25 protein-coding genes are annotated in these 25,628 nt (G+C 70.3%); 10 read left to right on the forward strand and 15 right to left on the reverse strand.

Annotated features, from left to right (window positions below; translation table 11 throughout):
• Positions 1-19: 19 nt before the first annotated feature.
• Both ACIRF8_RS31210 and clpB read right to left on the reverse strand, forming a co-directional pair.
• A complete protein-coding gene (locus ACIRF8_RS31210; RefSeq protein ID WP_404220226.1) occupies positions 20-556 on the reverse strand; it encodes a YbjN domain-containing protein in 537 nt (178 codons plus the stop codon).
• Between the two features lie 120 nt (positions 557-676).
• Positions 677-3,265, reverse strand: a complete 2,589-nt coding sequence (gene clpB, locus ACIRF8_RS31215) for an ATP-dependent chaperone ClpB (RefSeq protein ID WP_404220228.1) — start codon at positions 3,263-3,265, stop codon at positions 677-679.
• 149 nt (positions 3,266-3,414) lie between these two features.
• Between clpB and ACIRF8_RS31220 the strand changes: the two genes are divergently transcribed.
• Complete coding sequence (locus ACIRF8_RS31220; protein ID WP_404220230.1) at positions 3,415-3,840, forward strand: pyridoxamine 5'-phosphate oxidase family protein; 426 nt, start codon at positions 3,415-3,417, stop codon at positions 3,838-3,840.
• 133 nt (positions 3,841-3,973) lie between these two features.
• On the opposite strand, the gene ACIRF8_RS31225 is transcribed toward ACIRF8_RS31220, so the two are convergent.
• Together ACIRF8_RS31225 and ACIRF8_RS31230 are read right to left on the reverse strand one after the other, a co-directional pair.
• Positions 3,974-4,321, reverse strand: coding sequence for a hypothetical protein (locus ACIRF8_RS31225; RefSeq protein WP_404220232.1), 348 nt, complete (start codon positions 4,319-4,321; stop codon positions 3,974-3,976).
• Positions 4,318-4,485: a hypothetical protein gene (locus ACIRF8_RS31230; RefSeq protein WP_404220234.1), complete on the reverse strand. Its 168-nt coding sequence runs from the start codon at positions 4,483-4,485 to the stop codon at positions 4,318-4,320. The genes ACIRF8_RS31225 and ACIRF8_RS31230 overlap by 4 nt, the downstream gene beginning before the upstream one ends.
• A gap of 107 nt (positions 4,486-4,592) precedes the next feature.
• On the opposite strand from ACIRF8_RS31230, the gene ACIRF8_RS31235 reads away from it, so the two are divergent.
• On the forward strand, positions 4,593-5,639 hold the full coding sequence (locus ACIRF8_RS31235; RefSeq protein WP_404220236.1) for a helix-turn-helix transcriptional regulator: 1,047 nt from the start codon (positions 4,593-4,595) through the stop codon (positions 5,637-5,639).
• Positions 5,636-6,613 carry a LuxR C-terminal-related transcriptional regulator gene (locus ACIRF8_RS31240; RefSeq protein ID WP_404220238.1) on the forward strand — a complete coding sequence of 326 codons (978 nt, stop codon included), beginning with the start codon at positions 5,636-5,638 and terminating at the stop codon, positions 6,611-6,613. Before ACIRF8_RS31235 ends, ACIRF8_RS31240 begins: the two co-directional genes overlap by 4 nt.
• Positions 6,614-6,654: 41 nt before the next feature.
• On the opposite strand, the gene ACIRF8_RS31245 is transcribed toward ACIRF8_RS31240, so the two are convergent.
• The 4 genes from ACIRF8_RS31245 to ACIRF8_RS31260 form a co-directional block, all read right to left on the reverse strand.
• Positions 6,655-7,776, reverse strand: a complete 1,122-nt coding sequence (locus ACIRF8_RS31245) for a sugar ABC transporter substrate-binding protein (RefSeq protein ID WP_404220240.1) — start codon at positions 7,774-7,776, stop codon at positions 6,655-6,657.
• Between the two features lie 183 nt (positions 7,777-7,959).
• Positions 7,960-8,340 (reverse strand): nuclear transport factor 2 family protein, encoded by a 381-nt coding sequence (locus ACIRF8_RS31250; RefSeq protein ID WP_404220242.1) that lies wholly within the window; start codon positions 8,338-8,340, stop codon positions 7,960-7,962.
• A gap of 114 nt (positions 8,341-8,454) precedes the next feature.
• A complete protein-coding gene (locus ACIRF8_RS31255; protein ID WP_404220244.1) occupies positions 8,455-9,384 on the reverse strand; it encodes a helix-turn-helix domain-containing protein in 930 nt (309 codons plus the stop codon).
• 143 nt (positions 9,385-9,527) lie between these two features.
• Positions 9,528-10,097: an ATP-binding protein gene (locus tag ACIRF8_RS31260; protein ID WP_404220246.1), complete on the reverse strand. Its 570-nt coding sequence runs from the start codon at positions 10,095-10,097 to the stop codon at positions 9,528-9,530.
• Between the two features lie 165 nt (positions 10,098-10,262).
• Here ACIRF8_RS31260 and ACIRF8_RS31265 point away from each other — a divergent pair, with 165 nt between their 5' ends.
• The 3 genes from ACIRF8_RS31265 to ACIRF8_RS31275 are packed head-to-tail and all read left to right on the forward strand — an operon-like array spanning position 10,263 to position 11,535.
• Positions 10,263-11,114 (forward strand): helix-turn-helix domain-containing protein, encoded by an 852-nt coding sequence (locus ACIRF8_RS31265; RefSeq protein WP_404220248.1) that lies wholly within the window; start codon positions 10,263-10,265, stop codon positions 11,112-11,114.
• Positions 11,111-11,311 (forward strand): DUF397 domain-containing protein, encoded by a 201-nt coding sequence (locus ACIRF8_RS31270; RefSeq protein WP_404220250.1) that lies wholly within the window; start codon positions 11,111-11,113, stop codon positions 11,309-11,311. Before ACIRF8_RS31265 ends, ACIRF8_RS31270 begins: the two co-directional genes overlap by 4 nt.
• Positions 11,308-11,535, forward strand: a complete 228-nt coding sequence (locus ACIRF8_RS31275) for a DUF397 domain-containing protein (protein WP_404220252.1) — start codon at positions 11,308-11,310, stop codon at positions 11,533-11,535. The genes ACIRF8_RS31270 and ACIRF8_RS31275 overlap by 4 nt, the downstream gene beginning before the upstream one ends.
• On the opposite strand, the gene ACIRF8_RS31280 is transcribed toward ACIRF8_RS31275, so the two are convergent.
• Positions 11,494-12,009, reverse strand: a complete 516-nt coding sequence (locus tag ACIRF8_RS31280; protein ID WP_404220254.1) for a GNAT family N-acetyltransferase — start codon at positions 12,007-12,009, stop codon at positions 11,494-11,496. The two genes, ACIRF8_RS31275 and ACIRF8_RS31280, sit on opposite strands and share 42 nt — an antisense overlap.
• Before the next feature lie 110 nt (positions 12,010-12,119).
• Between ACIRF8_RS31280 and ACIRF8_RS31285 the strand changes: the two genes are divergently transcribed.
• Positions 12,120-13,883, forward strand: coding sequence for a DUF2207 domain-containing protein (locus tag ACIRF8_RS31285; RefSeq protein ID WP_404220256.1), 1,764 nt, complete (start codon positions 12,120-12,122; stop codon positions 13,881-13,883).
• Positions 13,884-14,057: 174 nt separating this feature from the next.
• Here ACIRF8_RS31285 and ACIRF8_RS31290 read toward each other — a convergent pair whose 3' ends face one another.
• Genes ACIRF8_RS31290 through dnaK form a run of 4 tightly spaced genes read right to left on the reverse strand, consistent with a single transcriptional unit; the run spans position 14,058 to position 18,315 of the window.
• Positions 14,058-14,519, reverse strand: a complete 462-nt coding sequence (locus ACIRF8_RS31290) for a heat shock protein transcriptional repressor HspR (RefSeq protein WP_404220258.1) — start codon at positions 14,517-14,519, stop codon at positions 14,058-14,060.
• A gap of 5 nt (positions 14,520-14,524) precedes the next feature.
• Positions 14,525-15,715, reverse strand: a complete 1,191-nt coding sequence (gene dnaJ, locus ACIRF8_RS31295) for a molecular chaperone DnaJ (RefSeq protein ID WP_404220260.1) — start codon at positions 15,713-15,715, stop codon at positions 14,525-14,527.
• A gap of 48 nt (positions 15,716-15,763) precedes the next feature.
• Positions 15,764-16,453, reverse strand: a complete 690-nt coding sequence (grpE, locus tag ACIRF8_RS31300) for a nucleotide exchange factor GrpE (protein ID WP_404220262.1) — start codon at positions 16,451-16,453, stop codon at positions 15,764-15,766.
• The gene (gene dnaK, locus ACIRF8_RS31305) at positions 16,453-18,315 is read right to left on the reverse strand and encodes a molecular chaperone DnaK (RefSeq protein ID WP_404220264.1); all 1,863 of its coding nucleotides are present in this window, start codon (positions 18,313-18,315) and stop codon (positions 16,453-16,455) included. The genes grpE and dnaK overlap by 1 nt, the downstream gene beginning before the upstream one ends.
• A 224-nt stretch (positions 18,316-18,539) precedes the next feature.
• Here dnaK and ACIRF8_RS31310 point away from each other — a divergent pair, with 224 nt between their 5' ends.
• Entirely contained in the window at positions 18,540-19,307 is a 768-nt protein-coding gene (locus ACIRF8_RS31310; protein ID WP_404220299.1) for a glycosyltransferase family 2 protein, read from the forward strand.
• 7 nt (positions 19,308-19,314) lie between these two features.
• On the opposite strand, the gene ACIRF8_RS31315 is transcribed toward ACIRF8_RS31310, so the two are convergent.
• Positions 19,315-20,391 (reverse strand): glycosyltransferase, encoded by a 1,077-nt coding sequence (locus ACIRF8_RS31315; protein WP_404220266.1) that lies wholly within the window; start codon positions 20,389-20,391, stop codon positions 19,315-19,317.
• The gene (locus ACIRF8_RS31320) at positions 20,388-20,804 is read right to left on the reverse strand and encodes a hypothetical protein (protein WP_404220268.1); all 417 of its coding nucleotides are present in this window, start codon (positions 20,802-20,804) and stop codon (positions 20,388-20,390) included. The genes ACIRF8_RS31315 and ACIRF8_RS31320 overlap by 4 nt, the downstream gene beginning before the upstream one ends.
• A gap of 272 nt (positions 20,805-21,076) precedes the next feature.
• Here ACIRF8_RS31320 and ACIRF8_RS31325 point away from each other — a divergent pair, with 272 nt between their 5' ends.
• Both ACIRF8_RS31325 and ACIRF8_RS31330 read left to right on the forward strand, forming a co-directional pair.
• Positions 21,077-23,365, forward strand: a complete 2,289-nt coding sequence (locus ACIRF8_RS31325; protein ID WP_404220270.1) for a (Fe-S)-binding protein — start codon at positions 21,077-21,079, stop codon at positions 23,363-23,365.
• Between the two features lie 436 nt (positions 23,366-23,801).
• Positions 23,802-25,466, forward strand: a complete 1,665-nt coding sequence (locus ACIRF8_RS31330) for a hypothetical protein (RefSeq protein WP_404220272.1) — start codon at positions 23,802-23,804, stop codon at positions 25,464-25,466.
• Positions 25,467-25,628: the final 162 nt, after the last annotated feature.

Raw genomic sequence — 25,628 nt, forward strand, 5'->3', positions numbered from 1 at the left:
CTCACGTCGAAACGTCAGCTCACTCCGAGTCGCCCTCGGGCTTCTCCTCGGCCGAGTCGACCTCGGCCTCCAGACCGAGCTGCTCCACGAGCCAGCGGTCGAACTCGATCGCGGCGCGCACCCAGCTCACCGTCGACGACACGAAGTGCTCCAGGGAGACTCCGGTGCCGATCAGCATTTGGGCCTCGCCGATGAGGCGGACCGTGCCGTCGTCATGGGTGTGGCTGTAGACCTTCGGCCACAGGGTGCGCCGGTTCCAGTCGTCGATGGACTCCAGGAGCTGCGGCTTGATCTCGATGCCGTGGGGGCGGTCGTAGAACGTCCGCACCGAGAAGACCTGCTGGTCCCCCTCGCCGCGGAACATGAAGTACGTACGGAACTCTTCCCACGGCGCCGCGAGGTCACCCTCGTCGTCGAGGACGTACTTGAGCTCCATCTGTTCCAGGAGCTGCTTCACCAGGTCCTGGTCGGGGATGACGGGGCCTGCCGGTCCCGCTCCCTGCTGCGGTTCGGGCTGTCCCCCGAAATTGGGAATCGAGGACGGGTCGATGCTCACGTGCGTGGTCCCTTCGTACGGATTCCGACATCCTCCCCCATGGCGGGAGGGGTGCCGCAACCCCCGCCGCGAACCGATCGGGGTGTCCGCTGTGGGCGGACCCCCGACGGCTCGCCGGGGTCAGTCGGTGGCGGGTCCCACGATCAGGCCCTCGCCGAACGTGTCCACCCGGACCGTGTCCCCGTCCTTGACCTCGCCCGAGAGGATCTCCTTGGCGAGGCGGTCGCCGATCGCGGTCTGGACGAGGCGGCGCAGCGGGCGCGCGCCGTAGGCCGGGTCGTTGCCCTCGTCGGCGAGCCAGGTGAGCGCGGCGTCGCTGACGTCGAGCGTGAGGCGGCGGTCGGCGAGGCGCTTGGCCAGGCGGCCGAGCTGGAGTCCGGCGATGCGCCGCAGCTCGTCCTTGTCCAGGGCGGAGAAGACGACGAGGTCGTCGAGCCGGTTCAGGAACTCCGGCTTGAAGGAGGCCCGTACGACTTCGAGGACCTGCTGCTTCTTCTCCTCGGCCGAGGAGAGCGGGTCCACCAGGTACTGGGAGCCCAGGTTCGAGGTGAGGACCAGGATCGTGTTGCGGAAGTCCACCGTGCGGCCCTGGCCGTCGGTGAGGCGGCCGTCGTCGAGGACCTGGAGCAGGATGTCGAAGACCTCGGGGTGGGCCTTCTCCACCTCGTCCAGGAGGACGACCGAGTACGGCCTGCGGCGCACCGCCTCGGTGAGCTGGCCGCCCTCCTCGTAGCCGACGTAGCCGGGCGGGGCTCCGACGAGGCGGGCGACGCTGTGCTTCTCGCCGTACTCGCTCATGTCGATGCGGATCATGGCCCGCTCGTCGTCGAAGAGGAAGTCGGCGAGCGCCTTGGCCAGCTCGGTCTTGCCGACGCCGGTCGGGCCGAGGAAGAGGAAGGAGCCGGTGGGGCGGTCGGGGTCGGCGATCCCGGCGCGGGTGCGGCGGACGGCGTCCGACACCGCCTGTACCGCCTCTGTCTGGCCGATGAGGCGCTTGCCGAGTTCTTCCTCCATGCGGAGCAGCTTCTGCGTCTCGCCTTCGAGGAGGCGTCCGGCGGGGATGCCGGTCCAGGAGGCGACGACGTCGGCGATGTCGTCGGGGCCGACCTCCTCCTTGACCATCGTGTCCGTGGCGACCTCCTCCTCGGCCTCGGAGGCGGCCTCCAGGTCCCGCTCCAGGGAGGGGATCTCTCCGTAGAGGAGCTTGCTCGCGGTGTCGAAGTCGCCGTCGCGCTGGGCGCGCTCGGCCTGGCCGCGCAGCTCGTCGAGCTTCTCCTTCAGCTCACCGACGCGGTTGAGGGACTGCTTCTCCTTCTCCCAGCGGGCGGTGAGGCCGCGCAGCTCCTCCTCCTTGTCGGCGAGGTCGCGCCGCAGCTTCTCCAAGCGCTGCCTGCTGGCCGGATCGGTCTCCTTGCCGATGGCCAGCTCCTCCATCTTCAGCCGGTCGACGGCGCGCTGGAGCTCGTCGATCTCGACGGGCGAGGAGTCGATCTCCATACGCAGCCGGGACGCGGCCTCGTCGACGAGGTCGATGGCCTTGTCGGGCAGGAAGCGGGAGGTGATGTAGCGGTCGGAGAGCGTGGCGGCGGCGACGAGCGCCGAGTCCGCGATCTGCACCTTGTGGTGCGCCTCGTAGCGCCCCTTGAGGCCGCGCAGGATGGCGATGGAGTCCTCGACACTCGGCTCGGCGACCAGGACCTGCTGGAAGCGGCGCTCCAGGGCGGGGTCCTTCTCGATCCGCTCGCGGTACTCGTCGAGGGTCGTGGCGCCGACCATGCGCAGTTCACCGCGGGCGAGCATGGGCTTCAGCATGTTCCCGGCGTCCATGGCGGAGTCGCCGCCCGCGCCGGCGCCCACGACGGTGTGCAGCTCGTCGATGAACGTGATGACCTGGCCGTCGCTCTCCTTGATCTCGGAGAGGACGGTCTTGAGCCGCTCCTCGAACTCGCCGCGGTACTTGGCGCCCGCGACCATCGCGCCGAGGTCGAGCGAGACGAGCCGCTTGTTCTTCAGCGACTCGGGCACGTCGCCCTTGACGATGCGCTGGGCGAGTCCTTCCACGACGGCGGTCTTGCCGACGCCGGGCTCGCCGATGAGTACGGGGTTGTTCTTCGTGCGCCTCGACAGCACCTGGACGACCCGGCGGATCTCCTGGTCACGGCCGATGACGGGGTCGAGCCGTCCCTCGCGGGCGGCGGCGGTGAAATCGGTACCGAACTTCTCCAGGGCCTTGTACGAGCCCTCGGGGTCGGGTGTGGTCACCCGGCGCCCTCCCCTGCTCTTCATGAATGCCTCGGCCAGCTTCTTCGCGCCGGCCCCGTTCTCGGTCAGTACGTCACCCGCGGCGCCACCCTTGGCGGCAATGCCGATCAGCAGGTGCTCGGTGGAGAGGAACTCGTCGCCCAGCTCCTTGGCCCGCTCGGCGGCGTCGGCGACGACGGCCAGCAGGTCGCGGTTGGGCTGCGGCGGCGCGACCGTCGATCCTGTGACGCTGGGCAGCGCGCCGACGACGCGCTCGGCACCGGCCCTGACCTGCGCCTGATCGGCGTCGACCGCCGCCAGCAGGTCCGTGATGTTCTCGTTCTCCCGGCCCTCCAGGAGGGCGAGGAGCAGATGCGCCGGGGTGAGATCCGGGTGCCCCCCGGACACGGCCCGGCTGGTGGCCGCGTTGATCGCGTCGCGGCTCCGGTTCGTCAGCTCGGCGTCCACGTCACTCGTCTCCTTCTCCTCCACGTCACAGGCAACTCTGACCTATTCAGCGTACACAAAGTTGAGTCTATTCCGCTCAAGGTCTGCGTAGGTTCACTCAGGGCCCGCTCAGAGTCCACTCAGGGACGGATTGTGGATAGATTCCAGCCATGGCCAAGAAGATCGACCTGGACGCGCCCGGTACCTCCTTCCTCAGCTTCTGGCGGGAACGGCACCTGTGCACCCTGACGACCCTGCGCCCGGACGGCACCCCGCACGTCGTCCCGGTCGGCGTCACCTACGACGCGGAGGAGCGAGTGGCGCGGGTGATCACGAACAAGGCCAGCCGGAAGATCGCCCACATCCTGGCGGCGCCCTCCGCGTCCCCGGCCCGGGTCGCGGTCTGCCAGGTCGACGGCCGGCGCTGGTCGACCCTGGAAGGCACGGCCACCGTCCGCACGGACCCGGCCCTGATCGCGGACGCGGAGCGCCGTTACGCCGAGCGGTACACGCGCGCGCCGCGGCCCAACCCGGACCGGGTGGTCATCGAGATCGCGGTGGACCGGGCCACGGGCAACGGCGTGCACGACGCGTAGCCGAGTAGCCCGCAACGGCCGCCGTACACGGGCCCCGGGCACAAAACTGCAGCGGCGCCACCGTGTTCAGGTCCACGGTGACGCCGCTGCGGGGGGAAGCACCTGAGCGATCTACTGCGACGGGGGAATCGCGTCAGGCACTGCGGGGGGTGGCAGTGGTGGTACTGGTGTGCTGCGGGGCCTCGGGCTCCGCGTCACCGACCAACTGGTGGTCACGCTGGTCGAGGTTGACGAAGATCATTCCGTATCGGACGACGGTCCTCACCGGTTGCGGGGCGCCTCGGGGGCGACGCAGACACCGGTAGGCCCGGATGTCGTCGTCGTCGTCCCGCACCACGATGATCGGCTCCCCGAACAGGGTGACCATGAGCGAGTCACCCGGGTTCGGGACGGCCGTCACGAGGTCGATCGTGTGCCAACCGGAACGGTAGGCGATCGCCATCTCGCGGCGGAGGGATCTGTCATCGGGCGGGGTGATCATTTGCCCGCACCCGTCGGTGCCGCGTTCCAGCCAAGGTCCGGCGGGGCCGCGGCGACAGAGACGGGCTCCGCCGCACCGGCGCTGTTCCATCCGAGATCGAGTGCGCTCACCGCACTGACGGCCAGCCCGGCGGAAAAGGCGGCGATCACCACCGAGCGAAGCATGCGCTTCAACATAGTCGGCTTCGTCCTCACTTGGTAAGTTCCTCTCCCCCGGCTGCAACAAGACGATGTCTCAATCCGGCACGTCAAAGCCACAGAGTCGATGCATCATGTTCCTGCACGTACAGGACCCTGGGGGGTGGAGATTGTTCTCAACAAGCACCAAACCGACACATCCTCACCCCACAGCTCCGCTCTGTGAACAAGGAGCGCGTCTCTACGCCGACGCGTTGACCGAGGGCCGTCTCGCGCGGACGAAGGCAGAGAACACACCTTGCCTCCTCGAAGCCGCACTGCTGCACCCGGATCCGGACGACGCGAGCTGGCTGCGCCCGGTTCCCCCCTCCGCGGCGCTCGCGCAGTGGCTCCTGCCGCTGGAGCGGGAGATCCAGGAGCGCCGGAAGGCCGCCGTCCGGCTCACCGATCTGTTCGAGCCCTTCATGGCCATCACCGCGCGAGCGGAACCGACCACCCACGCCATCACCGTCCTTGAGGGTGACACCCGCATCAACTCCGCAATAGAGCGCCTCACCGCGGAGTGCCGGTTCGAGGTCCTCACGGTGCAGCCCGGTGGTGGCCGCAGCGAGAACACGCTCAACGTGGCGCTGAAACGCGGCCAGACGGTCCTGGACCGGGGCGTCGCCATGCGCACCATCTACCAGCACACCGTCCGCCACAGCCAGGGAACGCTCGCCTACGCCGCCCGCATCCACCGGGAGAACGTGGAGATCCGCACCCTCGAAGAACTCATCGACCGCCTGATGATCTTCGACCGGAGCGCGGCGCTCATCCCCGTCGGCGAGGAGCGCCAGATCGCCCTGGAACTGCGCCACCCCGGCCTCGTCGAGTACCTCACCAAGGTGTTCGAGGACCTGTGGCGGCGCGCGACCCCCCTCCTGGAGGACCCGCCCTACCCCCCGTCGACCGACGGCATCACCGGCGTCCAGCGCTCCATAGCCAAGCTGCTCATCGAGGGCCACGTGGACGAGGCCATCGCCCGCCGGCTCGGGATGAACGTCCGCACCTGCCGCGCCCACATCGCGAAGATCGCGGCCTCGCTGGGCAGCGGCAGCCGCGCCCAACTCGGCTATCTCATCGCCAGATCGGGGATCCTGGACCAGGAGACCGCACTGCCGACCAGAGAGAGCACCAAGTGACGGGCGGGGCACACAGACACGGGGCCGAAGAGTTCTGCGACGCTGGTTCCCACCTCTACGCCCACGCTTTGCACTGGGGAAGAGTGCGAAGGGAAGACGCCGCGGACGCGCCCTGCCTGCTCGAACACGGACTGCTCACGCCCGACCCCGCGGACGCCGAGTGGATGCAGCCGGTCGCGCCCGCCGTGGCCCTGCCCGCCCTGCTGAACAGCATCGAGGACGAGATCGCCCGGCAGCGCCACCGTGAGGCACAACTGGCGCGGGCCTTCGCCCCCCTGATGAACCTCGACGCCGAGCGCGCGGCCGTGCCCAACGCGCCGATGCTCAACGTGATCATGGGATTCCGCCGCATCAACGCGGCGATAGCGGACGCGATGCTGGCCTCGTCCCAGGAACTGCTCACCATCCAGCCCGGCGGATTCCGCCCACCGGACCAGCTCGCTGACGTTCTCCCCCGCGAACAGCAACTGCTCTCCCGTGGCTGCCGGATGCGCACGCTCTACCAGCACAGCACCCGGCACTCACCCGCCGTGCGCGCCCATTTCGAGCAACTCGAAGGTGACGTGCAGGTGCGCACCCTGGACGAGGTCACCGAACGGCTCGTCCTCCTCGACCGCACCGTCGCCTTCATCCCCGCCAACCCCGACCGCACCGTCGCCCTGGAGATCCGTCATCCGGCGCTGATCAGCTACCTGGTGACCACCTTCGAACGCCTCTGGCGTCTCGCGGACCCGATGTTCCCCGTCACGGCACCGGAATCCGCCCCGCAGGGCGACCCGTCGAGCCGCCAGCGCACCATCGCGGCCCTGCTGATCGAGGGCCACACCGATGCCGTCATCGCCGACCGGCTCGGCGTCAACATCCGCACGGTCCGCCATCACATCGCCAAGCTGGCCGCGACACTCGGCAGCGAGAGCCGCGCCCAACTCGGTTACCTCATCGGCCAGTCGGGCATCCTCGACCAGGATCGCTGACCCACCCCCGCCGTGCGGGACGCGACCACTTCGCGACGCGGCTACTTCAGACCCGCCTCCGCGCACGCCTGCGCGTACTTCGCCGTGCAGATCTCCTTCACCGTGAAGATCCCGTCCTTGACCACGGTCTGCTTGATGTTGGCGCGGGTCAGGGCGACGACGCTGACGCTCGCCGTGCGGACCTGCTTCGTCGTCGGGCTGTCGGTCCTGTCCATGGCAAGGGCCTCGAACTCGATGGTCCGGCCCTGCGCGACCCGTACCGCCATCTCGGCGGCCGTCGCCGCCTCCTCGGGGTACGGCTTGTAGACGCTCATGTACTGATTGCCCGTCAGAATCCGCTGCACCGCGGCGAGTTCCGCGTCCTGGCCGGTGATCGGGGGCATCTTGGTGACCCCGGCCTCCTTGAGCGCCTCGACCACTCCGCCCGCCATGCCGTCGTTGGCCGAGTAGACGCCGGCGATGTTGGAGGCGCCGATCGCCGCGATGGCCTGCTCCATGTTGGCCTTGGCGTTCTGCGGCTTCCAGGCGACCGTGTCGTACGACTTCGCGATGGTGACGGCGTCCGCCAGCTCCGCGCGGGCGCTCTCCTTGAAGTCGATCGCGTTCGGGTCGGTCGGCGAACCGTTGATCATGACGATCTTGCTGCTCTTGGAGGCCTTGTCGCCGAGCGCCTGGACGAGCTCCTTGCCCTGCGTCTGGCCGACCAGCCCGTTGTCGAAGCCGACGTACGCGTCCACCGGGCCCTGGGCGAGACGGTCGTACGCGATGACGTGGATGCCCGCGTCCTTCGCGCGCTGCACGGCGGGGGTGATCAGCTTCGCGTCGACGGCGTCCACGATCAACGCGTCCACCTTCTTGCTGATCATCTGGTCGACCTGCCGGTTCTGCAACCCGGCGTCCTGACCGGCGTTGGCGTACTCCAGTACGCCGTGCCCGTCGGTCAGTTCGGCTATCTGTCTCTTGATGTGCGGATAGTCGAACTTCTCGTAGCGAGCGGTCTCCTTCTCCGGCAGCAGCAGGCCGATCCTGACATCGTTGCCCTTGCGCACGGGCGCGCTGGATTCGCTGTCCCCGCCGGGCAGCACACCACCGCAGGCCGAGACCGAGACCACCAGGACGGATGCGGTGGCGGCCAGCGCGGCACATCGCATTCGCGTGTTCATTTACGGATACCTCCCTGACGTGGCCGCGACGATGCGGCCGAGGTGGCTCGAAGCCAACTCGGCCGCCCAAGTCACGTCAAGAGATGAAGCGACACCGCAATGAAACCGCATCCGTTACTTCCCCACATGAAGCCAGATACGGCGAATACCGGACATGTGTACCCGGTGGTAACACCCTTGGCGTCAGGACCCGGCGGGCACCCGGTCGAGGAAGCCGTGCACGGCCCTGATCCGGCCGTCGTCGGCGAGCTGGACCACGTCGAACCCGGCGACGGGCGCGCCGCCGTCCGCCTCCGACACCAGTTCCCAGCCGAACCGGGCGATGCCGTGGTGCCCGTCGACCGCCCCGAGCGGCCGGAAAAAGAACCCGGGGAACTGCTCGCGCGCGGCGCCGATGACCGCCGCGACCCCGTCGTGCCCGGCGACGTCGGCCAGCGGGTCGGTGTAGGTGCCGTCCTCGGTCCAGGCGGCGGCGACGGCCTTGCCCCGCTCCTCGGCGCTCGACGCGTTCCACGCCTCGAAGTAGCGGGCGACGGCGCTCTCGTACGTCTCGGTTCCGGTCATGGCTCCAGCCCTCCTGAAGGGTCGCTCGGCAGGTAGTGAGACCCGGAGCCCGAGCGGAGTGCGCCGCCCGGGTCCCGGTGACCTCAGAGTGCCGGGCGGCGGGTGGGGGGTCGATTACGTGGGAGGTAAGGCCGGGCCGGTGGGGTCGGTGGGGTCGGTGGGACGGGTCAGGGGCGCCGCGGCCCCCGGGTCCTGCCGCGTTCCCTCTCGGCCCTGCTCGTCGCGTGAGCAGTTGGGGCAGCGGCCCGGTTCTGGGCCTCGGTAGGCGCGGTCGCAGCCGTCGCAGTTGTGAAGGGGATGCCGCACGGCTTCGGGCTCCCGGGACCTCTTGAACGCGGCGCTCAGCGGCGGGAGCCGGACCACGAGTCGGTGGGCGAGCAAGGCGGCCGGGCTGTGGATCGGGCGGTCCTCCGGCAGGTCCCTGGTGAGGGCGTGGCGTACGGCGGCGGGGCTCAGGTCCCGTTCCAGCCAGGCGGCGACACCGGGCGTGAGGCGTTCGGTGTCGCGGGTGGAGAGGGCCAGGCGGGCGTCGGTGCGGTGGAGACCGGCGAGGAGATCGACGGCGGCCCGGAGCAGTCCGGGGCCGGGGGTGCTCTCCGGGTGGGGGACGGTGAGGGGGCGCGGCTTCCTGGGCCTCGGCGGCTTGGGTGCGTGTTCCGTGCGGACCGGTGCGGCCCCCGGCTGGTTGCAGGAGACGGTGCGGGTGCGGACGCGGCCATCGGGGGTGCGGCGGCGTTCGCGGCGCAGGTAGCCGTGGTGTTCCAGCTCGCGCAGGGCGGCGGCGATCCGGGTCGTGCCCTCCGGGAAGCGGGCGGCGAGCGTCCTGACGTCGGCGCGGGCCCCTGCCGGGAGCGACTGGATGTGGACGGCGAGGCCGATCGCGAGGCCGGAGAGTTCGCGGTGCTGGGCGAGGTGGTTGCCGACGACCGTGAACCGGGTGTGGTGACGGGCGTTCTCGTGAGCGATGCCGTACTCGTCCGGGGGGTTGTTGGTGGCAACGCCGGACCGGGCGCGCGAAGGCACGCTAGGGTTCTGGGTATCCATCAGGAAGGTTTCGTCTTCCTCGGTGGTCAGGCCCTCGATCGGGATCGCTAGTCCCGGCCGGGGGCCGACGTATGTGTGGGGTGATCTGTCGCGGTGAGCGTAGAGGTCGCAACCGGGCGTGGCGCAAGCCGCGTTGGTGATGTTCACCCGACCGTGTCGGCCGGGCCGCGACCGCTGTCGCGGGAGGCGTCGCGGGAGGTGGGGAGGGGCTTGGTCAGGTTTCTTTCCCTCTCGGACGTTCCTTTGGTGTTGTCGCCCGTGCCACCGGCGTACGGGTTTCCGGTCACCGGTCGCCGAACGAGATCGAGTTCGGCCCAGACCGTCTTGCGCGGGGTCGGACCAGCGACGACGCCCCAGCGATCGGTGAGTGCGGCCACGAGCACGAGACCCCGGCCCGACTCCGCGTCGAGTGCCGCCACTTGGGGCTCCGGGAGCACATCACCGCGCGCGTCGGCCACCTCGATGCGCAGGGCGCCCCCGGTGACGTAGACGCTGAGCCGGAAGTCGCGGCCGGGCTGCCGGGCGTGGGTGACGGCGTTGGTGGCCAGCTCGGCGATGACGTGCGCCGCCGCGTCCAGGTCGAGGGGCAGGCCCCAGGTGCGGAGCTGTTCGACGGCGAGCAGTCGCGCGAGGCGGGCGCCGCGCGGCGTGGAGGAGAGCTGCACCGTGAAGTGCGTCGCGGGGCGGGGAAGTTCGGCGATCTTTCGGTTCACATCACTCAGCGTGGCCATCGCCTCGTACTGTCACCAGTGACATGCCCGTCACGTACGGCGACTGTCCAGGGTTTGTCCAGCGCTGTACAGGCTGTCCAGCGGGGCGTGAGGGTACGGACGCTGACGGGACGTGGGCGGGGATCCGGTGGACCGAAGGGGTGCGGGATGACCGAGACGGCGACGGACGGTGACGGCTGGGAGATCGAGCCCGGCGACGAGCAGGGCGCGGCCGTGATCGCGCTGGTGGGGCGGCAGTTGAGAGCGCGGCGCGAGGCGATGGGGCTACGGGTGCCGGAGCTGGCGGCCACGATGGGGTATGGGGAGGGGATCGTCTACAAGGTCGAGAGCGGGACGAGGATCCCGCGCCCGGAGTTCCTCGACAAGGCGGACGAGGTGCTGGGGGCCGGGGGGTTCATCAAGGCGATGAAGCCGGATGTGGCGGAGGTTCGGTATCCGAAGAAGGTTCGGGATCTGGCGCGGATGGAAGCGCAGGCCGTTGAGCTGACCGCCTACGGCAATCACAACCTGCACGGGCTGTTGCAGACCCAGGAGTATGCGCACGGGCTGTTCACGATGAGGCGCCCAGCTCTCGAACGAGACCGCATTGAACAACTCGTGGCCGCCCGGGTGGCCCGGCGGTCGATCTTCGAGCGGGAGCCCGCCCCCGCCCTCAGCTTCGTGCAGGAAGAAGTGACCCTGCGGCGACCCATCGGAGGCAGGATGGTACTGCGTCGCCAGCTCGAACACCTTCTGGAACTGGGCCAGTTGCGGAGCGTCGAGATTCAGGTGATGCCGACCGACCGCAGCGACCACGCGGGGATGAGCGGAGAGATGCAGGTGCTGAAGTTCAAGGACGGCACGGCGATCGGGCGGTCCGAGGGAGAGTTCGGCAGCCGGCCTGTCGCCGACCTCAAGCAGCTCCGCGTCATCGAACTACGCTGTGGCATCATCCGAGCGCAGGCTCTTGCGCCGGGGGAGTCGCTGGCCTTCATCGAGCACATGCTGGGAGAAACATGATCCGCAAGACCTCCGCCGGGGGCTCGTCCGAACTGACGTGGCGCAAGAGCAGCTACAGCAGCAACAGCAACGAGCCCGACTGCGTCGAAGTCGCCCACGCCCCCGGCACCACCCACATCCGCGACTCCAAGAACCCGGCCGGACCCCGGTTCACCGTCGGCGACCCCGCCTGGGCCCGCTTCCTGGAAAACCTATGAACCCGCCGCCCGAACTGGCATGGTTCAAGAGCAGCTACAGCAGCGGCAGCAGCGATCCCGACTGCGTCGAAGTCGCCCACACCCCCGGCACCGCCCACATCCGCGACTCCAAGAACCCCCCGCACGGCCCCCAGGTCACCGCGAACGGCACCGCCTGGGCCGCGTTCGTCACGTACGCGCGCTCACCCCTCGTACTCCGTGAGGTCGATCGCGTACAGGCGTAGACCCGCGTCCTCGCCCGTGAAGCTCATCCCGAGCTTGTCCAGGACCTGCGCGGAGGACGTGTCGCCGGGGGCCGTGGCCGCTACGACGCGGTCGATGCCGCGGTCCTGGAGGGCGAACTCCAGGGTGGCCTGCGCGGCCTCCGAGGCGTAACCCTGGCCCCAGAACTGGCGGGCGAGCCGCCACTGGATGCCGATGTGGTCCGCGATGCGGGGCGGGGCGTCGGGGACGTACAGGCCGACGGCTCCCGCCAGCTCGCCGGAGCCCAGCAGTTCGACGGCGAAGAGGCCGAAGCCCTCGTCGTCCCATTCCTCCTCCCAGCGTTCGATGTCCTCGGCGCTCTCGGCGAGGGAGCGCGGGGCGCCGTCGCCGATGTGCTGCATGACGACGGGGTCGGCCTGGATCTCGGCGAGGGCCGTGAGGTCGTCGGGCGACCAGCGGCGCAGGAGGAGGCGCGGGGTGTGGATCTCGGTCATGGCGTCCATCCTGCGCCATGACCGGCGGCGAACCCGCACTCGCCCCTCCCGCCCCTTCTCCCCCTCCGGAGAGTGTGCTGCCATGTCCGTCTACGGAGAGTGGGGGAGACGTGAGCGGCAAGCAGGGCTCAGGGAGCCGGCGGCGCAGGGTTCGCGGGCTGGTGGGGCTGGTGATCAGCGCGTTGGTGCTCGGCGCTCTCACCTGGTTCGCGGGAGCCGCCGGGAACACCGAGCGGGTCACGAGTATGTGGGTGAACGCCCAGGTCGCCAAGGACGGCAGTGCCCGGATCACCGAGGTGATCGACTACGACTTCGGGCACCCGCCGGAGAGCCGCCACGGCATCTACCGCGACATTCCCGGCCTGACCTATGAGGTCGACGACGAGGACGTCCGCGTCACGATGGACGGCGCGCCGGTCCCGTACGAACTCTCGTACGGGGACACGACGGAGCGGAGCATCCGGATCGGTGACGCGGGCCGGACGGTCACCGGTCCGCACCGCTACCGGATCACATATCCACTGCCGGACGTCGTGCGGAAGGGCAAGCTCGCCTGGGACGCGGTCGGCACGGGCTGGAAGGTCGACCTGCACGACGTGACGGTCCATGTCGCGGGCTCGTACCGGTGGTTGGGGTCCCGGTGTGTGCGCGGCAGGACCGGATCCGTCTCGCCGTGCCGGTGGGAGCAGCCCTCCACCGGGCATCTCGTCGCCTCCTTCGGGAAGGTCGCGTCCGGGCAGGGCGTCACGTTGTACGGGGCCACCGACAACCGGTCCGTGAGTGACCTCGTCCGGGCTGTCCGGCCCGCCCCGCCCGCGGGCGCGCGGCCCGACGCGGCCCCCTCGCCCGATCCCCTCCGTACGGGACTGGTCCTGGCCGGACTCGTGCTGCTCTGCGGGGTCTCGACCATGGGCGTGGTGTGGCTGATCGGTCGTGACCGGCACCCCGCCGACCTGGCACGACCGGCCGAGGGAACGCCTCCTGAGGGGCTGACCCCGGCCGAGGGCGGCATCCTGCTCACCGAACGCGTCGAGGCGCGCCACCAGGTCGCGTGGCTGCTCACCGCGGCGGCCCGCGGACACATCAGCGTCACGGGCAGCGGCCAGCACCCCGTGCTGCGCCGCGTTCCCGGCCTCGGGGGCGTTCCCGACGAGGACACCGCGGCCGTGATCGACGACATGTTCGCGGGCCGCGACCAGTTCGTCCTCGGGCTGTACGACCCGCTGTTCCGGTCGGCCTGGCAGTCGCTCGGGTTCCGGCTCGCCACGTGGCAGCGGACCAGCGACCTCTGGGACCCGGCCGCTCAGCGGCGCCAGCACGCGGCCATACCGACCGGGCTCGGCGCGACGCTGCTGGGTCTCGTCGCCGCCCTCACCGGCAGCGTCCTCGTCAGCCATATGAACAGCGCGGGGTGGCCGGTCGCGACCGGAGGCGGGCTGCTCACGGGGGTGGGGATGGCCCTGTGTCTGAGCGCCTGGGAGCTACGGCGCCGCAGCGCTCGGGGCGCGGCCCTCCTGGCGCAGGTGGAATCGTTCCGGCACTGGCTCGCCGAGGCGCCCCCGCGGGCGGCCGAGGACGACGACCGGCTGGAGACGCTGACGGCGTGGGCCGTGGCGCTGGGTGTGGCGGAGCGCTGGGAGCGCACGGTCGCCGCCGCGACGGCCCCGGCCGCCACCAGGGGCGGGCCCCGCCGCGCGACCGCTGTGTCCCGGCTCGGCCCGGCCCTCGCGGTGGGACTCGTCACCGCCGCGGTGGTCTCCGCAAGGGCCCCGTCGTCCAGCGGTTCCAGTGGCAACAGTGGTTCGAGCGGCGGGAGTTTTGGCGGCGACGGGGTCGGTGGCGGCACGGGTGGAGGCGGCGGCGGGTCCTGGTGACCCCCCGCCCGCGGACTGCGGCCCGGCGCGCCATGCGCACCGGGCCGCCCCTCGCTCTCCCATCCCCGACTTCCCTGCCACCGGCACTCCATGCCCGGATCAGCCCGGCGCACGCGAAGAGGCCCGGGGTTCTTCACGAACCCCGGGCCCCTTCATCTGTTCCGGGCGGAGCGGCTACTGCTCCTGCGACCGCTTCGGCCGCCACACCACCAGCGCGCTCGTCTGCTGGACCTCCTGGTACGGGACCAGGTCGCGGCGGTACGAGGCGTGGACCGCCGCCTCGCGCTGCTGCATGGTCGCGGCGGCTCCGTCCAGGGCGGCGGACAGCTCCGCCACCCGGGACTGGAGTGCCGCCACCTGGTTCTCCAGCTCGATGATGCGCTTGATGCCGGCCAGGTTGATGCCCTCGTCCTGCGACAACTGCTGGACGGTGCGCAGCAGTTCGATGTCGCGGGCCGAGTAGCGGCGACCACGCCCGGCTGTGCGGCCGGGCGAGACGAGACCGAGGCGGTCGTACTGGCGCAGCGTCTGCGGGTGCAGGCCGGAAAGCTGGGCCGCCACCGAGATGACGTACACCGGGGTTTCCTCGGTGAGTTCGTACGGGTTGGTACGCCGCCGACCGGGGTGTCCGTCCATCTCTCTCAAGCTCCCTTCGCGGCCTGGAACAGTTCTGCCCGCACGTCGGTGTCCTCAGTCGCCTTGCGGAACGACTCCAGGGCCGAGCGGGCATCGTCGGACAGGTCCTGCTCCTTGGGGACGGCCACCTCGACCGTCACCAGGAGGTCCCCACGCGTGCCGTCCTTGCGGACCGCGCCCTTGCCGCGGGCCCGCATCGTCCGCCCGTTCGGCGTGCCCGGGGGCAGCTTCAGGGTGACGGAGGGACCGCCGAGGGTGGGCACCTTGACCTCGCCGCCGAGCGTCGCCTCGGTGAACGTGACGGGCACGGTCACCGTGAGGTTGTCGCCCTTGCGGCCGAAGACGGGGTGCGTGTCGACGTGGACGACCACGTACAGGTCGCCCGCCGGGCCGCCCCGTTCGCCGGGAGCGCCCTTGCCGCGGAGCCTGATGCGCTGGCCGTCCGACACCCCGGCGGGGATACGGACCTGCATGGTGCGGGAGGACTTGGCCCGGCCGCTGCCCTTGCAGACCTCGCAGGGCGTCTCCGCGATCAGACCGCGCCCCTTGCAGTCCACGCACGGGTCGGTGAGGGAGAAACCGCCACCGCCGCCCCGCGAGACCTGCCCGGTGCCGACGCAGGTCGGGCACACGCGCGGCGTGCCGTTCTTGTCGCCGGTGCCGGAGCACGCCTTGCAGGGGGACTGGGACGACATGCGCAACGGGACCGTCGCGCCGTCCACGGCCTCGGTGAAGCTCAGCGACACCTCGGACTCGATGTCCTGGCCGCGGCGCGGCTGGGTACGGGTGCCCGCGCCCGCGCCGCCCCGGTTGAACAGGCCGCCGAAGACATCACCTATGCCGCCGCCGAACCCGCCGGAGCCGCCCTGGCCCTGGGCGCCGCCCCCGAAGAGGTCGCCCAGGTCGAAGTTGAACGTGCCGCCGCCGGCCCCGCCGGGTCCCGGACGGAACCCGCCGTTGCCGAACAGGGCGCGCGCCTCGTCGTACTCCTTGCGCTTCTTGGGGTCCCCGAGGACGTCGTTCGCCTCGGAGATCTCCTTGAAGCGCTCCTCCGCCTTCTCGTTGCCCTTGTTGGCGTCCGGGTGGTTCTCCCGGGCGAGCTTGCGGTACGCCTTCTTGATCTCGGCGTCGGTGGCGTCCTTGGGGACGCCGAGGACCTTGTAGTAGTCCTTCTCGATGAAGTCCTTGGTACTCATCGGCCTCGACGTCCCTCCTCACTCACATCAGTACCTACTCGGATGACGTCAGCCCTCGTCCGGGCCACCGCTCTCCTTCTCTGCCTCCGCCTCCGGGGCGTCGGCTGCCTCGGACGTGCCCGTCTGCGCGCCTGGCTGCGGCTCGGCCACGGCCACGCGCGCGGGGCGGATGGTGCGCTCCCCGATCCGGTATCCCGGCTGGAGGATCGCCACACAGGTCGTCTCGGTGACGTCCGGCGCGTAACTGTGCATCAGGGCCTCGTGGACCGTCGGGTCGAAGGGCTCGCCCTCCTTGCCGAACTGCTGGAGGCCCAGCTTGGCCGCGACCGTCTCCAGCGACTCCGCGACGGACTTGAAGCCGCCGACGAGTTCGCCGTGCTCACGGGCCCGGCCGACGTCGTCGAGGATGGGCAGCAGCTCGGTCAGGAGGTTCGCGACGGCGATCTCCTTGACCGTGACGCGGTCCCGCTCCACGCGGCGCCGGTAGTTCTGGTACTCGGCCTGAAGGCGCTGGAGGTCCGCGGTGCGCTCGGCGAGCGCGCTGCGCGCCTGGTCCAGTTGTGCCGTCAGGGCCACGTCCTGGGTCGATTCCTTGCTCGCGTCCCCGGCCGGGGCCGCCGCGCCCTCCTGGGTGGAGGGCTCGGGGGCCTTCGGCGCGGCGTCATCAGCGGTGGCGCCGGAGGGGACGTCGGGCTGCTCGGCGTTCTCGCCGCCGAGACCCGGGGTCTCCTCCGTCATCAGGCAGCGCCACCCTTCGCGTCGGGCTTCTCGTCGTCCACGATCTCGGCGTCGACGACGTCGTCGTCCTTCGACATGTTCGGACCCTCGCCACCCGGGGCGGCGCCCTCGGCACCGGCACCGGCGGCCTGCGCGTCCGCGTACATGGCCTGGCCCAGCTTCTGCGAGACGGCGGCGACCTTCTCGGTGGCGGTGCGGATCTCGGCCGTGTCCTCGCCCTTGAGCTTTTCCTTCAGCTCGGAGACGGCTTCCTCGACCTCGGTCTTCACGTCGCCGGGGACCTTCTCCGCGTTGTCCGCGAGGAACTTCTCCGTCTGGTAGACGAGCTGCTCGCCCTGGTTGCGCGACTCGGCGGCCTCGCGGCGGGCGTGGTCCTCCTCCGCGTACTTCTCGGCCTCTTCGCGCATCCGGTTGACCTCGTCCTTCGGCAGCGAGGAGCCACCGGTGACGGTCATCTTCTGCTCCTTGCCCGTGCCGAGGTCCTTCGCGGTCACGTGCATGATGCCGTTGGCGTCGATGTCGAAGGCGACCTCGATCTGCGGGACACCGCGCGGGGCCGGGGGAAGGCCCGTGAGCTCGAACATTCCGAGCTTCTTGTTGTACGCCGCGATCTCGCGCTCGCCCTGGTAGACCTGGATCTGCACGGACGGCTGGTTGTCCTCGGCCGTCGTGAAGATCTCGGAGCGCTTCGTCGGGATCGTGGTGTTGCGCTCGATGAGCTTGGTCATGATGCCGCCCTTGGTCTCGATGCCGAGGGACAGCGGGGTGACGTCGAGGAGCAGGACGTCCTTGACCTCGCCCTTGAGGACACCGGCCTGGAGGGCGGCGCCGATGGCGACGACCTCGTCCGGGTTCACGCCCTTGTTGGCCTCGTTGCCACCGGTCAGCTCCTTGACGAGCTCGGCGACGGCGGGCATACGGGTCGAGCCACCGACGAGAACGACGTGGTCGATCTCGGAGAGCTGGATGCCCGCGTCCTTGATGACGTTGTGGAACGGCGTCTTGCAGCGCTCCAGGAGGTCGGACGTGAGCTGCTGGAACTGGGCGCGCGTGAGCTTCTCGTCCAGGTGCAGCGGGCCCTCGGCGGAGGCCGTGATGTAGGGCAGGTTGATCGTGGTCTCGGTCGAGGACGAGAGCTCGATCTTCGCCTTCTCGGCGGCCTCGCGCAGACGCTGGAGCGCCATCTTGTCCTTGGCGAGGTCCACACCGTGGCCGTTGTTGAACTGCTTGACCAGGTAGTCGACGACGCGCTGGTCCCAGTCGTCACCACCGAGGTGGTTGTCACCGTTGGTGGCCTTCACCTCGACGACGCCGTCGCCGATCTCCAGGAGCGACACGTCGAAGGTGCCGCCACCGAGGTCGAAGACGAGGATCGTCTGGTCGTCCTTGTCGAGGCCGTACGCCAGGGCGGCGGCCGTCGGCTCGTTGACGATGCGCAGGACGTTCAGGCCCGCGATCTCGCCGGCCTCCTTGGTGGCCTGGCGCTCCGAGTCGTTGAAGTACGCCGGGACGGTGATGACCGCGTCCGTGACCTTCTCGCCGAGGTAGGACTCCGCGTCGCGCTTCAGCTTCTGAAGGATGAACGCCGAGATCTGCTGCGGGTTGAAGTCCTTGCCATCCAGGTTGATCTTCCAGTCAGTGCCCATGTGGCGCTTGACGGAGCGGATGGTCCGGTCCACGTTCGTGACCGCCTGGCGCTTGGCGACCTCGCCGACGAGCACCTCACCGTTCTTGGCGAAGGCGACGACGGACGGCGTGGTCCTGGCGCCCTCGGCGTTGGTGATGACGGTGGGCTCGCCGCCTTCCAGAACGCTGACGACGGAGTTAGTCGTGCCCAGGTCGATGCCGACCGCACGTGCCATTTCGATTCCTCCAGCTAATACTTGAGTGGAACTGACTCAAGACTGCAACATCACCCCCCTCCCCGTCAACAGACATGAGCCGACTCCACTCAACTTTTATCCTGCGCTTATGGGCAGCCCTTGCCGGAACCCTCTCCGACCTGGCCTTTTGACGCACCCCCACAGGCCGTGTGACGTAAGGAGACCTCGTGGAACTGGTCCGGGTAGCCGTGGTGGCCGTCCTCATGACCACCCACGACTGCCGCGACGCGACACTGGCCGCCCTCGACGCCCTCGCCGCGCAGCGCGACCTGCCGACCGGTACGCGCGTACGGGTGCATCTCGTCGACGCGGGTTCCACGGACGGCACCGCCCATGCCGTGCGCCGCGCCCACCCCGATGTCCAGGTCACGGTCGTCGGGCCCGACGTGCGCTGGGGCGAGGGCATGCGGCTGGCCAGCCGCAACAGCCGCGCGGCCGGTATCCCCGAACCCACGCACCAACTGTGGCTCGGCGACGACGTCCTGCTGGCCCCGGACGCGCTGGCCCGCCTCCTGGAGGTCTCCGCCGGTCTGGACGAGGAGGCCGTCGTCGTGGGCGCCGTCCGGCACGGCACCGCCACCACCCGTTCGGGCCGCCGTCGTCGAGGGCGCGCCCTCGACCTCGTGGAGCCCGGCGACAGGCCCGAGCCCTGCGACACGTACGACGGTGACGTGGTCCTGCTGCCCTGGGCCGTACGCGAACGCGTCGGCGACATCGACAAGGCCTTCCCGCACGGCATGGGCGACTACGACCACGGCCTGCGGGCCCGGCACGCGGGCATCCGCGCCTACGTCGCCCCGCACCACGTCGGCGAAGGGCCACGGGATCCGGCACCCTGGCCCGACCTGCCCCTGGGGCAGTGGTGGGTGTACTGCCGGCGCCATGGCGGCGTACGGGCGCCGGTGCTGATGGTGTCGCCCTGTGCGGTGACCGTCGTGCGCGCCCTCACCACCGGACGCGCCACGCCGTAGCGCGCCGTCAGGCGGGCCTGTCCCCCGCGCGGTCGTGCGCCGACCGGACGACGGCGGCGTACACCTCCTCGGCCCGCTCGACCCACGCCGCCTCCCCGTACCGCTTGGCGTGGACCCCGCGGCAGTGCGCGCGCAGCGTGGGGAAGATCCGCTCGGCCGCGTCCAGCGCGGCGGCCAGCGGCGCGTCCCAGGCGGCGATCGTGCCGGTGCCGTCGGCCCGCACGGTGCGCGGCGCCGCCGACCCCTCGAAGGCGAGCACGGGCAGCCCCGCCGCGAGGGCTTCCGGGTAGACCGGGGGGAGCGCGCCCGCGACCCAGCGGCCCGGCAGGACGAGGCCGCGGTGGCCGGGCAGCGCGCGGCGCAGCGCGGCGGGTCCGAGAGCCCCGAGGAACCGTACGGACGCGGGGGCCGCCGCCCGGCACGCGTGAGCGAGGGGCCCCGTGCCGACGATGTCCAGGCGCCGCCCGGCGGGCCAGCGGCGCAGCAGGTCGAGGACGTGCTCCTCGGGGGTGAGCCGCGCGACGCACACCCAGGTGTCGGCGCGGCCCACGTCGGCGGCAACCGTGGCGCGGTCGGTGAGCGGCACGTAGTGGGGCACCACCGCGAGCCGTTCGGGCGGCAGTCCGGCCCGCTCGTACGTCTCCCGGCTCAGCTCGGACAGGACGATCACACGGTCGGCGCGGCGCAGCAGCGGGTCCTCCCGCAGGCCGCCCCGGGAGGCGCGGGCGAGCGGCAGTGCGGCGAGCCGCGCCCCCCGGCGCCAGGCGCCGCGCACCCCGGCCCACCGGTCGCCGCCGTCACCGCCCGGCGGGCGTTGGTCGTGCAGGGTCGCCACCAGGGGGCGGGTCCACTCGGCGGCCCAGGAGCGGCCGAGGGCGGCGGACAGGCGGTGGACGTGGACGACGTCCGGTGCGAAGACGCGCAGCTCGGGCAGGGGGCCGCGGCCGTGCGGGGTGGCGGCGCGGCCGACGAGGCGGACCTCGTGACCGGCCCGGCCGAGGGCGGCGGCCTGGTCGAGGACGGCGTCGTCCGCGCCGCCGGACCCGGACGCGCCCCCGAACGCGTGCACCAGCGCGATCCTCACGCGAACACCGCCGGACGCGCGACCCCGGTCCGCACGAGGGCCAGGTCGTCGCCGAACTCCCCCGCGCCCGCGAGCACCTGGGGCAGTTCCGGCGCCGATTCGACCTGGAGCAGCACCCGTTCCCCGGGCGCCACGACGTCCTCCCACAGCCCGTCCAGGCGCCGCATCCACGCGCGGTCGCGGTGCCCGAGCGCGTAGGGCAGCACGCGCCAGTCCAGGTCGCGGGCGGCGGCCCTGCGCACCCCGGCGCGAGCTCCGCCGAACGGTTCGAAGGAGACGATCCGCCCCCGGTAGCCGCGGCGGCGCAACGCCCGCCCGAAGGCGCCGTCCTGGCCGCCGGAGTCCAGCACCAGGTCGATCTCGCAGTGGGCGATCTGCCGCACCAGCTCCCGCATCCGACCGAGACCCGTCATCCGTGCACTCCCTTGCGCGACGTACTCCGTTGCGCGCGACGCTCGCACAAACTAATCCGTTATATCCGCATATGGCGTGAATAACACGATGTGCTGTGGCGAGGGTCCCCTCAGCGACGCAGATCACGACCCCGGCGACTACATTGCGATCGGGTAAGTGGGTAGTCTCAGACGGACTGCATAAGTTACCGCTTAGTAATCAGTGCTGGTGCGTCGCCGGTACGTCCAGTACCTCAAGAAGAGACCACCTCGCAGGCCCGAGGAGCCCCCAAATGCAACTCGCCGCGATCATCGTGTCGCTGGTTCTGATCGTGGTCGGCGTGGCCCTGTTCGCCCGCGCCCTCCTACAGATCTACAACTTCATGCGGCTCGGCCAGAACGTGCCCGCGGGCACCCGTACCGACGAGCCCGTACAGCGCACCGTCACCGTGGCGAAGGAATTCCTCGGCCACACCCGGATGAACCGCTGGGGCGTCGTCGGTGTCGCGCACTGGTTCGTGGCGGTGGGCTTCTTCTCGCTGCTGCTGACGATCGTCAACGCCATCGGCCAGCTCTTCCAGGCCGACTGGCTGCTGCCGGTCATCGGCGAATGGGCGCCGTACAACGTCTTCGTCGAGTTCATCGGCACCATGACGGTGCTCGGCATCCTCGCGCTCATCGTGATCCGCCAGTTGACGCACCCGCGCAAGCCGGGCCGCAAGTCCCGCTTCGCCGGTTCCAACTTCGGCCAGGCCTACTTCGTCGAGGCCGTCATCCTCATCGTCGGTGTCTGCATCTTCATGCTGCACGCCCTCGAAGGCGCCCAGCACCACGTGGACGGCTACGAGGCCTCGTTCTTCGTCTCCTACCCGGTGATCAACTGGCTGGAGGGGATGGACGTCTCCACCCTCCAGAACCTCACCTACTTCTTCGCCGGGCTGAAGATCGCGACCTCCTTCATCTGGATGATCACGGTCGCCCTCAAGACCGACATGGGCGTGGCCTGGCACCGCTTCCTCGCCTTCCCGAACATCTGGTTCAAGCGCAGGGCCGACGGCGGTACGTCGCTGGGCGCGCTGCTGCCGATGACCTCGCAGGGCGAGCCGATCGACTTCGAGGACCCGGGCGAGGACGACGTCTACGGCGTCTCCCAGGTCGAGCACTTCTCCTGGAAGGGCCTGCTCGACTTCTCCACCTGCACCGAGTGCGGCCGCTGCCAGTCGCAGTGCCCGGCCTGGAACACCGGCAAGCCGCTCTCCCCCAAGCTCCTCATCATGTCGCTGCGCGACCACGCGCACGCCAAGGCCCCGTACCTGCTCGCCGGTGGCGGCAAGTCCATGGAGGGCGAGGAGAAGGCGACCGAGGAGCAGCTCAAGGACGTGCCCGCCGCCGCCCTCGCGGAGGCCGAGCGCCCGCTCATCGGCACCCTCGAAGAGAACGGCGTCATCGACCCGGACGTCCTGTGGTCCTGCACCACCTGCGGCGCCTGTGTCGAGCAGTGCCCGGTCGACATCGAGCACGTCGACCACATCGTCGACATGCGCCGCTACCAGGTGATGATCGAGTCCGCGTTCCCGTCCGAGGCGGGCACGATGCTCAAGAACCTGGAGAAGAAGGGCAACCCCTGGGGCCTGGCGAAGAAGCAGCGCCTGGAGTGGCTCAAGGAGCTCGACTTCGAGGTGCCGGTCGTCGGCAAGGACATCGAGGACCTCACCGAGGTCGAGTACCTGTACTGGGTCGGCTGCGCGGGCGCCCTGGAGGACCGCGCCAAGAAGACGACGAAGGCCTTCGCCGAACTGCTCCACATCGCGGGCGTCAAGTTCGCGATCATGGGCGGCGACGAGAAGTGCACCGGTGACTCCGCCCGCCGCCTCGGCAACGAGCCGCTGTTCCAGCAGCTCGGCCAGGAGAACGTCATGGCCCTGAACATGGCGTTCGGCGAGGAGCTCGACGACGACGGCAAAGTGACCGCCGAGTCCCGCAAGCCCAAGTCGGCGAAGAAGATCGTCGCCACCTGCCCGCACTGCCTCAACACGATCGGCAACGAGTACCCGCAGCTCGGCGGCGACTACGAGGTCATCCACCACACGCAGTTGCTCCAGCACCTGGTGGACGAGGGCAAGCTGGTCCCGGTGACGCCCGTCGAGGGCCTCATCACGTACCACGACCCGTGCTACCTGGGCCGCCACAACAAGATCTACTCCCCGCCGCGCGAGATCATCGGCAAGGTCCCCGGTCTGCGCAACGAGGAGATGCACCGCCACAAGGAGCGCGGCTTCTGCTGCGGCGCGGGCGGCGCGCGGATGTGGATGGAGGAGCGGATCGGCAAGCGCATCAACAACGAGCGCGTCGACGAGGCCCTGTCCCTCAACCCCGACATCGTCTCCACCGCCTGCCCGTTCTGCCTCGTCATGCTGACCGACTCGGTCAACGGCAAGAAGAACGACGGCAAGGCCAAGGAGTCCGTCCAGGTCGTCGACGTGGCCCAGTTGCTGCTCGACTCGGTGAAGACGCCGTCCGACCCGCCCCCCGCGGGCGAGGCCGAGCCGGCCGACGCACCGGAGCCGGAACCGGTGAAGTAGGCATCCGCCGTACGTAGTCGAGGGCGCCCCGTGCGAACGGGGCGCCCTCTTCACTGCCCGGACACGGCACACGACGCGCCACGTGACCAACCCGGCACCGCCCGCTCCGCCCTCGTCCTCGGCGGCCCCCAGGGCCCCGCCACGCCCCGGCACGGCGTACCCGGCGGCCTCGGACGTGGCGTCCGGCCGGTTCGGCGGCACGTCCGCGACGAGCGCGGCGGCGCACCCACCCCGAAACCGCTGGCCGCACCACCGGAACTCCGCTTCACCACGGCCCAGTTCGGCTGACCCACCTGTGGTGGTGGGCCGGACCAACCGGTCGCAGTGGCCCTCACCACGGACAGTTGGTTCCGCGTTCATACAACCTTCATCCGGTCTCACCGGTCTGAGTCGCCGATCGGAACACCTCTGATCATCGACCCGCCCGAGGAGCGTCATGCCCAGCGCCGTACCAAGAACTTTGCCCGGCTTCGCGATACGCGCCGGCTGCGCCACCCTCGCGGCAGGGCTGCTGGCGCTCGGCACGGCTTCGCCCGGCCGGGCCGCCGACGGCGGTCCCTCCATGGAGTTCTCCTCGCCCAACCACGAGGACGGGATCGTGACCGCCGAACCGTTCCACGACTACTCCGAGACGTTCCTCGTCCAAGGACGCAACGCCGGTACCCAGGACGTGAAGAACGCCACGGTGACCATCGACGCGACGGCCCTCAAGGGCCAGATCACCATGGAAAGTCAGTCCTGCACCAAAAAGGGCGACCTGGTGATCGTCTGCGGGCCGGACGAGCTGAACCAGGGCAAGCCGGTCGCGCCGGGCGCCAAGTTCTACGCGGCAGCCCTCAAGCTGACCGCGCTGGACGGTGCCCGGCCCGGCTTCACGGGTGACGTCCGGGTGTCCGCCGAGGCGGGTGGCTCCCTGATCGGGGAGAAGACCTTCAAGGCCGCCGTGGCGGACCTCGGCCTGTACTCCGACCGCAACGCCCCCGACGACGGCAGCCCCACCCCCAAACCCAAGCCCGGTACGACGGTCCAGCCGGTGGTGGGCTTCCGGAACTTCAGTACCCGCACCATGAACGACGTCTACTTCTACCTCCATCTCACCCAGGGCCTGACGTTCGCCGAGGAGTTCAGCAACTGCAAGTACGGCAGCGACTACCTCGTCGAGGACGCGGGCATGGTGTGCCACATCAAGGGGACCGTCGAACCCGGCGCCGCCTATGACCTGGACGTGTCCGCGCTCAAGGTCGGCGCCACGGCCTGGGCGGAACACTGGAACGGGACCATCACCGACAGGGTCATCACCGGCAGCTCCCTCCACGACCCGCACCAGGGCACCGGACGCGAACTGAAGCTGACGAAACGTGCTCAGGGACCCGCGCTGCCGATGAGCCGAGAGGTGTCCGGCTCGATCGTCGCGGACACCTTCCGGGACGCGGAAGCGGTGGGAGCCACCGTCGACGGCAAGCCCGGACAGGTCGTCAAGGCCGAACTGGGCCTGCGCAACAGCGGACCCGCCACGTTCAAGAACTGGGGTGAGGAGCCGGGGGACGACGCCACCAGCGGCCTCTCGGTGACCCTCCCCCGGGGAACGAGCGCGGTGAACGTCCCGCACGACTGCAATCTGATGACCCCCTCCACCAGCCCCACCACGCGCTACTCCTGCCACCAGGACCTCGACGACTTCTACTTCAACGCGGGCCAGACGACACCGTTCGTCTTCGAACTGCGCATCGACAAGCCCAAGGCCCTCGCCCCGGGAACCGCCAAGGTCATCAACGTGGGTGACAACCGCCCCAAGAATGACTCCGCGCCCATCACCGTGACCGTCGACGGCAAACTGGGCGACGGCTCCACTCCCCCCGCAGGCGGTACCGAGGGCTCGACGTCGGGCGGCTCCACGGCCTCCCCCAGCACCGGTGCCTCGCCGGCCTCCCCCAGCAGCGACAGCTCCGCCACCACGACCTCCGGCGGCACCGGCAACGGGCCCATGGCGTCCACCGGCGCCGGCGCCGTCCGCTGGTACACGGCCGCCGCGGCCGTGGCCCTCGCCGCGGGCGCCGCGCTGTTCACCGTCGCCCGCCGCCGCAAGGCCGGCCGAGCCTGACCCGACCCCGTGTCGCCGCGCGCCCGCGCCCGCTCGTACCGGGCGCGGGCGCACGCGGCAGTTGGCCCCTAGGTCGTGTCCGCAATGTCAGGGGAGCCAGAGTTGTAGGCAGGCGATGGTGACGAGGGCTTGGTAGTGGCGGGCGCGTTTGTCGTAGCGGGT

Source organism: Streptomyces sp. NPDC102406, from assembly GCF_044765725.1.
Lineage (GTDB): Bacteria > Actinomycetota > Actinomycetes > Streptomycetales > Streptomycetaceae > Streptomyces.

Excerpts from the sequence above, each read along its gene's own strand:
- ACIRF8_RS31230 (WP_404220234.1), bottom strand. The coding sequence starts at position 4,485 with ATGCTTCGCTCGGTGGTGATCGCCGCCTTTTCCGCCGGGCTGGCCGTC.
- ACIRF8_RS31280 (WP_404220254.1), bottom strand. The coding sequence starts at position 12,009 with ATGACCGAGATCCACACCCCGCGCCTCCTCCTGCGCCGCTGGTCGCCC.
- ACIRF8_RS31330 (WP_404220272.1), top strand. The coding sequence starts at position 23,802 with ATGCCCAGCGCCGTACCAAGAACTTTGCCCGGCTTCGCGATACGCGCC.
- ACIRF8_RS31310 (WP_404220299.1), top strand. The coding sequence starts at position 18,540 with ATGACCACCCACGACTGCCGCGACGCGACACTGGCCGCCCTCGACGCC.
- ACIRF8_RS31325 (WP_404220270.1), top strand. The coding sequence starts at position 21,077 with ATGCAACTCGCCGCGATCATCGTGTCGCTGGTTCTGATCGTGGTCGGC.
- ACIRF8_RS31270 (WP_404220250.1), top strand. The coding sequence starts at position 11,111 with ATGATCCGCAAGACCTCCGCCGGGGGCTCGTCCGAACTGACGTGGCGC.
- ACIRF8_RS31250 (WP_404220242.1), bottom strand. The coding sequence starts at position 8,340 with ATGACCGGAACCGAGACGTACGAGAGCGCCGTCGCCCGCTACTTCGAG.
- ACIRF8_RS31290 (WP_404220258.1), bottom strand. The coding sequence starts at position 14,519 with ATGGACGGACACCCCGGTCGGCGGCGTACCAACCCGTACGAACTCACC.
- ACIRF8_RS31245 (WP_404220240.1), bottom strand. The coding sequence starts at position 7,776 with ATGAACACGCGAATGCGATGTGCCGCGCTGGCCGCCACCGCATCCGTC.
- ACIRF8_RS31275 (WP_404220252.1), top strand. The coding sequence starts at position 11,308 with ATGAACCCGCCGCCCGAACTGGCATGGTTCAAGAGCAGCTACAGCAGC.
- dnaJ (WP_404220260.1), bottom strand. The coding sequence starts at position 15,715 with ATGAGTACCAAGGACTTCATCGAGAAGGACTACTACAAGGTCCTCGGC.
- ACIRF8_RS31220 (WP_404220230.1), top strand. The coding sequence starts at position 3,415 with ATGGCCAAGAAGATCGACCTGGACGCGCCCGGTACCTCCTTCCTCAGC.
- ACIRF8_RS31265 (WP_404220248.1), top strand. The coding sequence starts at position 10,263 with ATGACCGAGACGGCGACGGACGGTGACGGCTGGGAGATCGAGCCCGGC.
- ACIRF8_RS31225 (WP_404220232.1), bottom strand. The coding sequence starts at position 4,321 with ATGATCACCCCGCCCGATGACAGATCCCTCCGCCGCGAGATGGCGATC.
- ACIRF8_RS31320 (WP_404220268.1), bottom strand. The coding sequence starts at position 20,804 with ATGACGGGTCTCGGTCGGATGCGGGAGCTGGTGCGGCAGATCGCCCAC.
- ACIRF8_RS31255 (WP_404220244.1), bottom strand. The coding sequence starts at position 9,384 with ATGGATACCCAGAACCCTAGCGTGCCTTCGCGCGCCCGGTCCGGCGTT.
- ACIRF8_RS31235 (WP_404220236.1), top strand. The coding sequence starts at position 4,593 with ATGTTCCTGCACGTACAGGACCCTGGGGGGTGGAGATTGTTCTCAACA.
- dnaK (WP_404220264.1), bottom strand. The coding sequence starts at position 18,315 with ATGGCACGTGCGGTCGGCATCGACCTGGGCACGACTAACTCCGTCGTC.
- grpE (WP_404220262.1), bottom strand. The coding sequence starts at position 16,453 with ATGACGGAGGAGACCCCGGGTCTCGGCGGCGAGAACGCCGAGCAGCCC.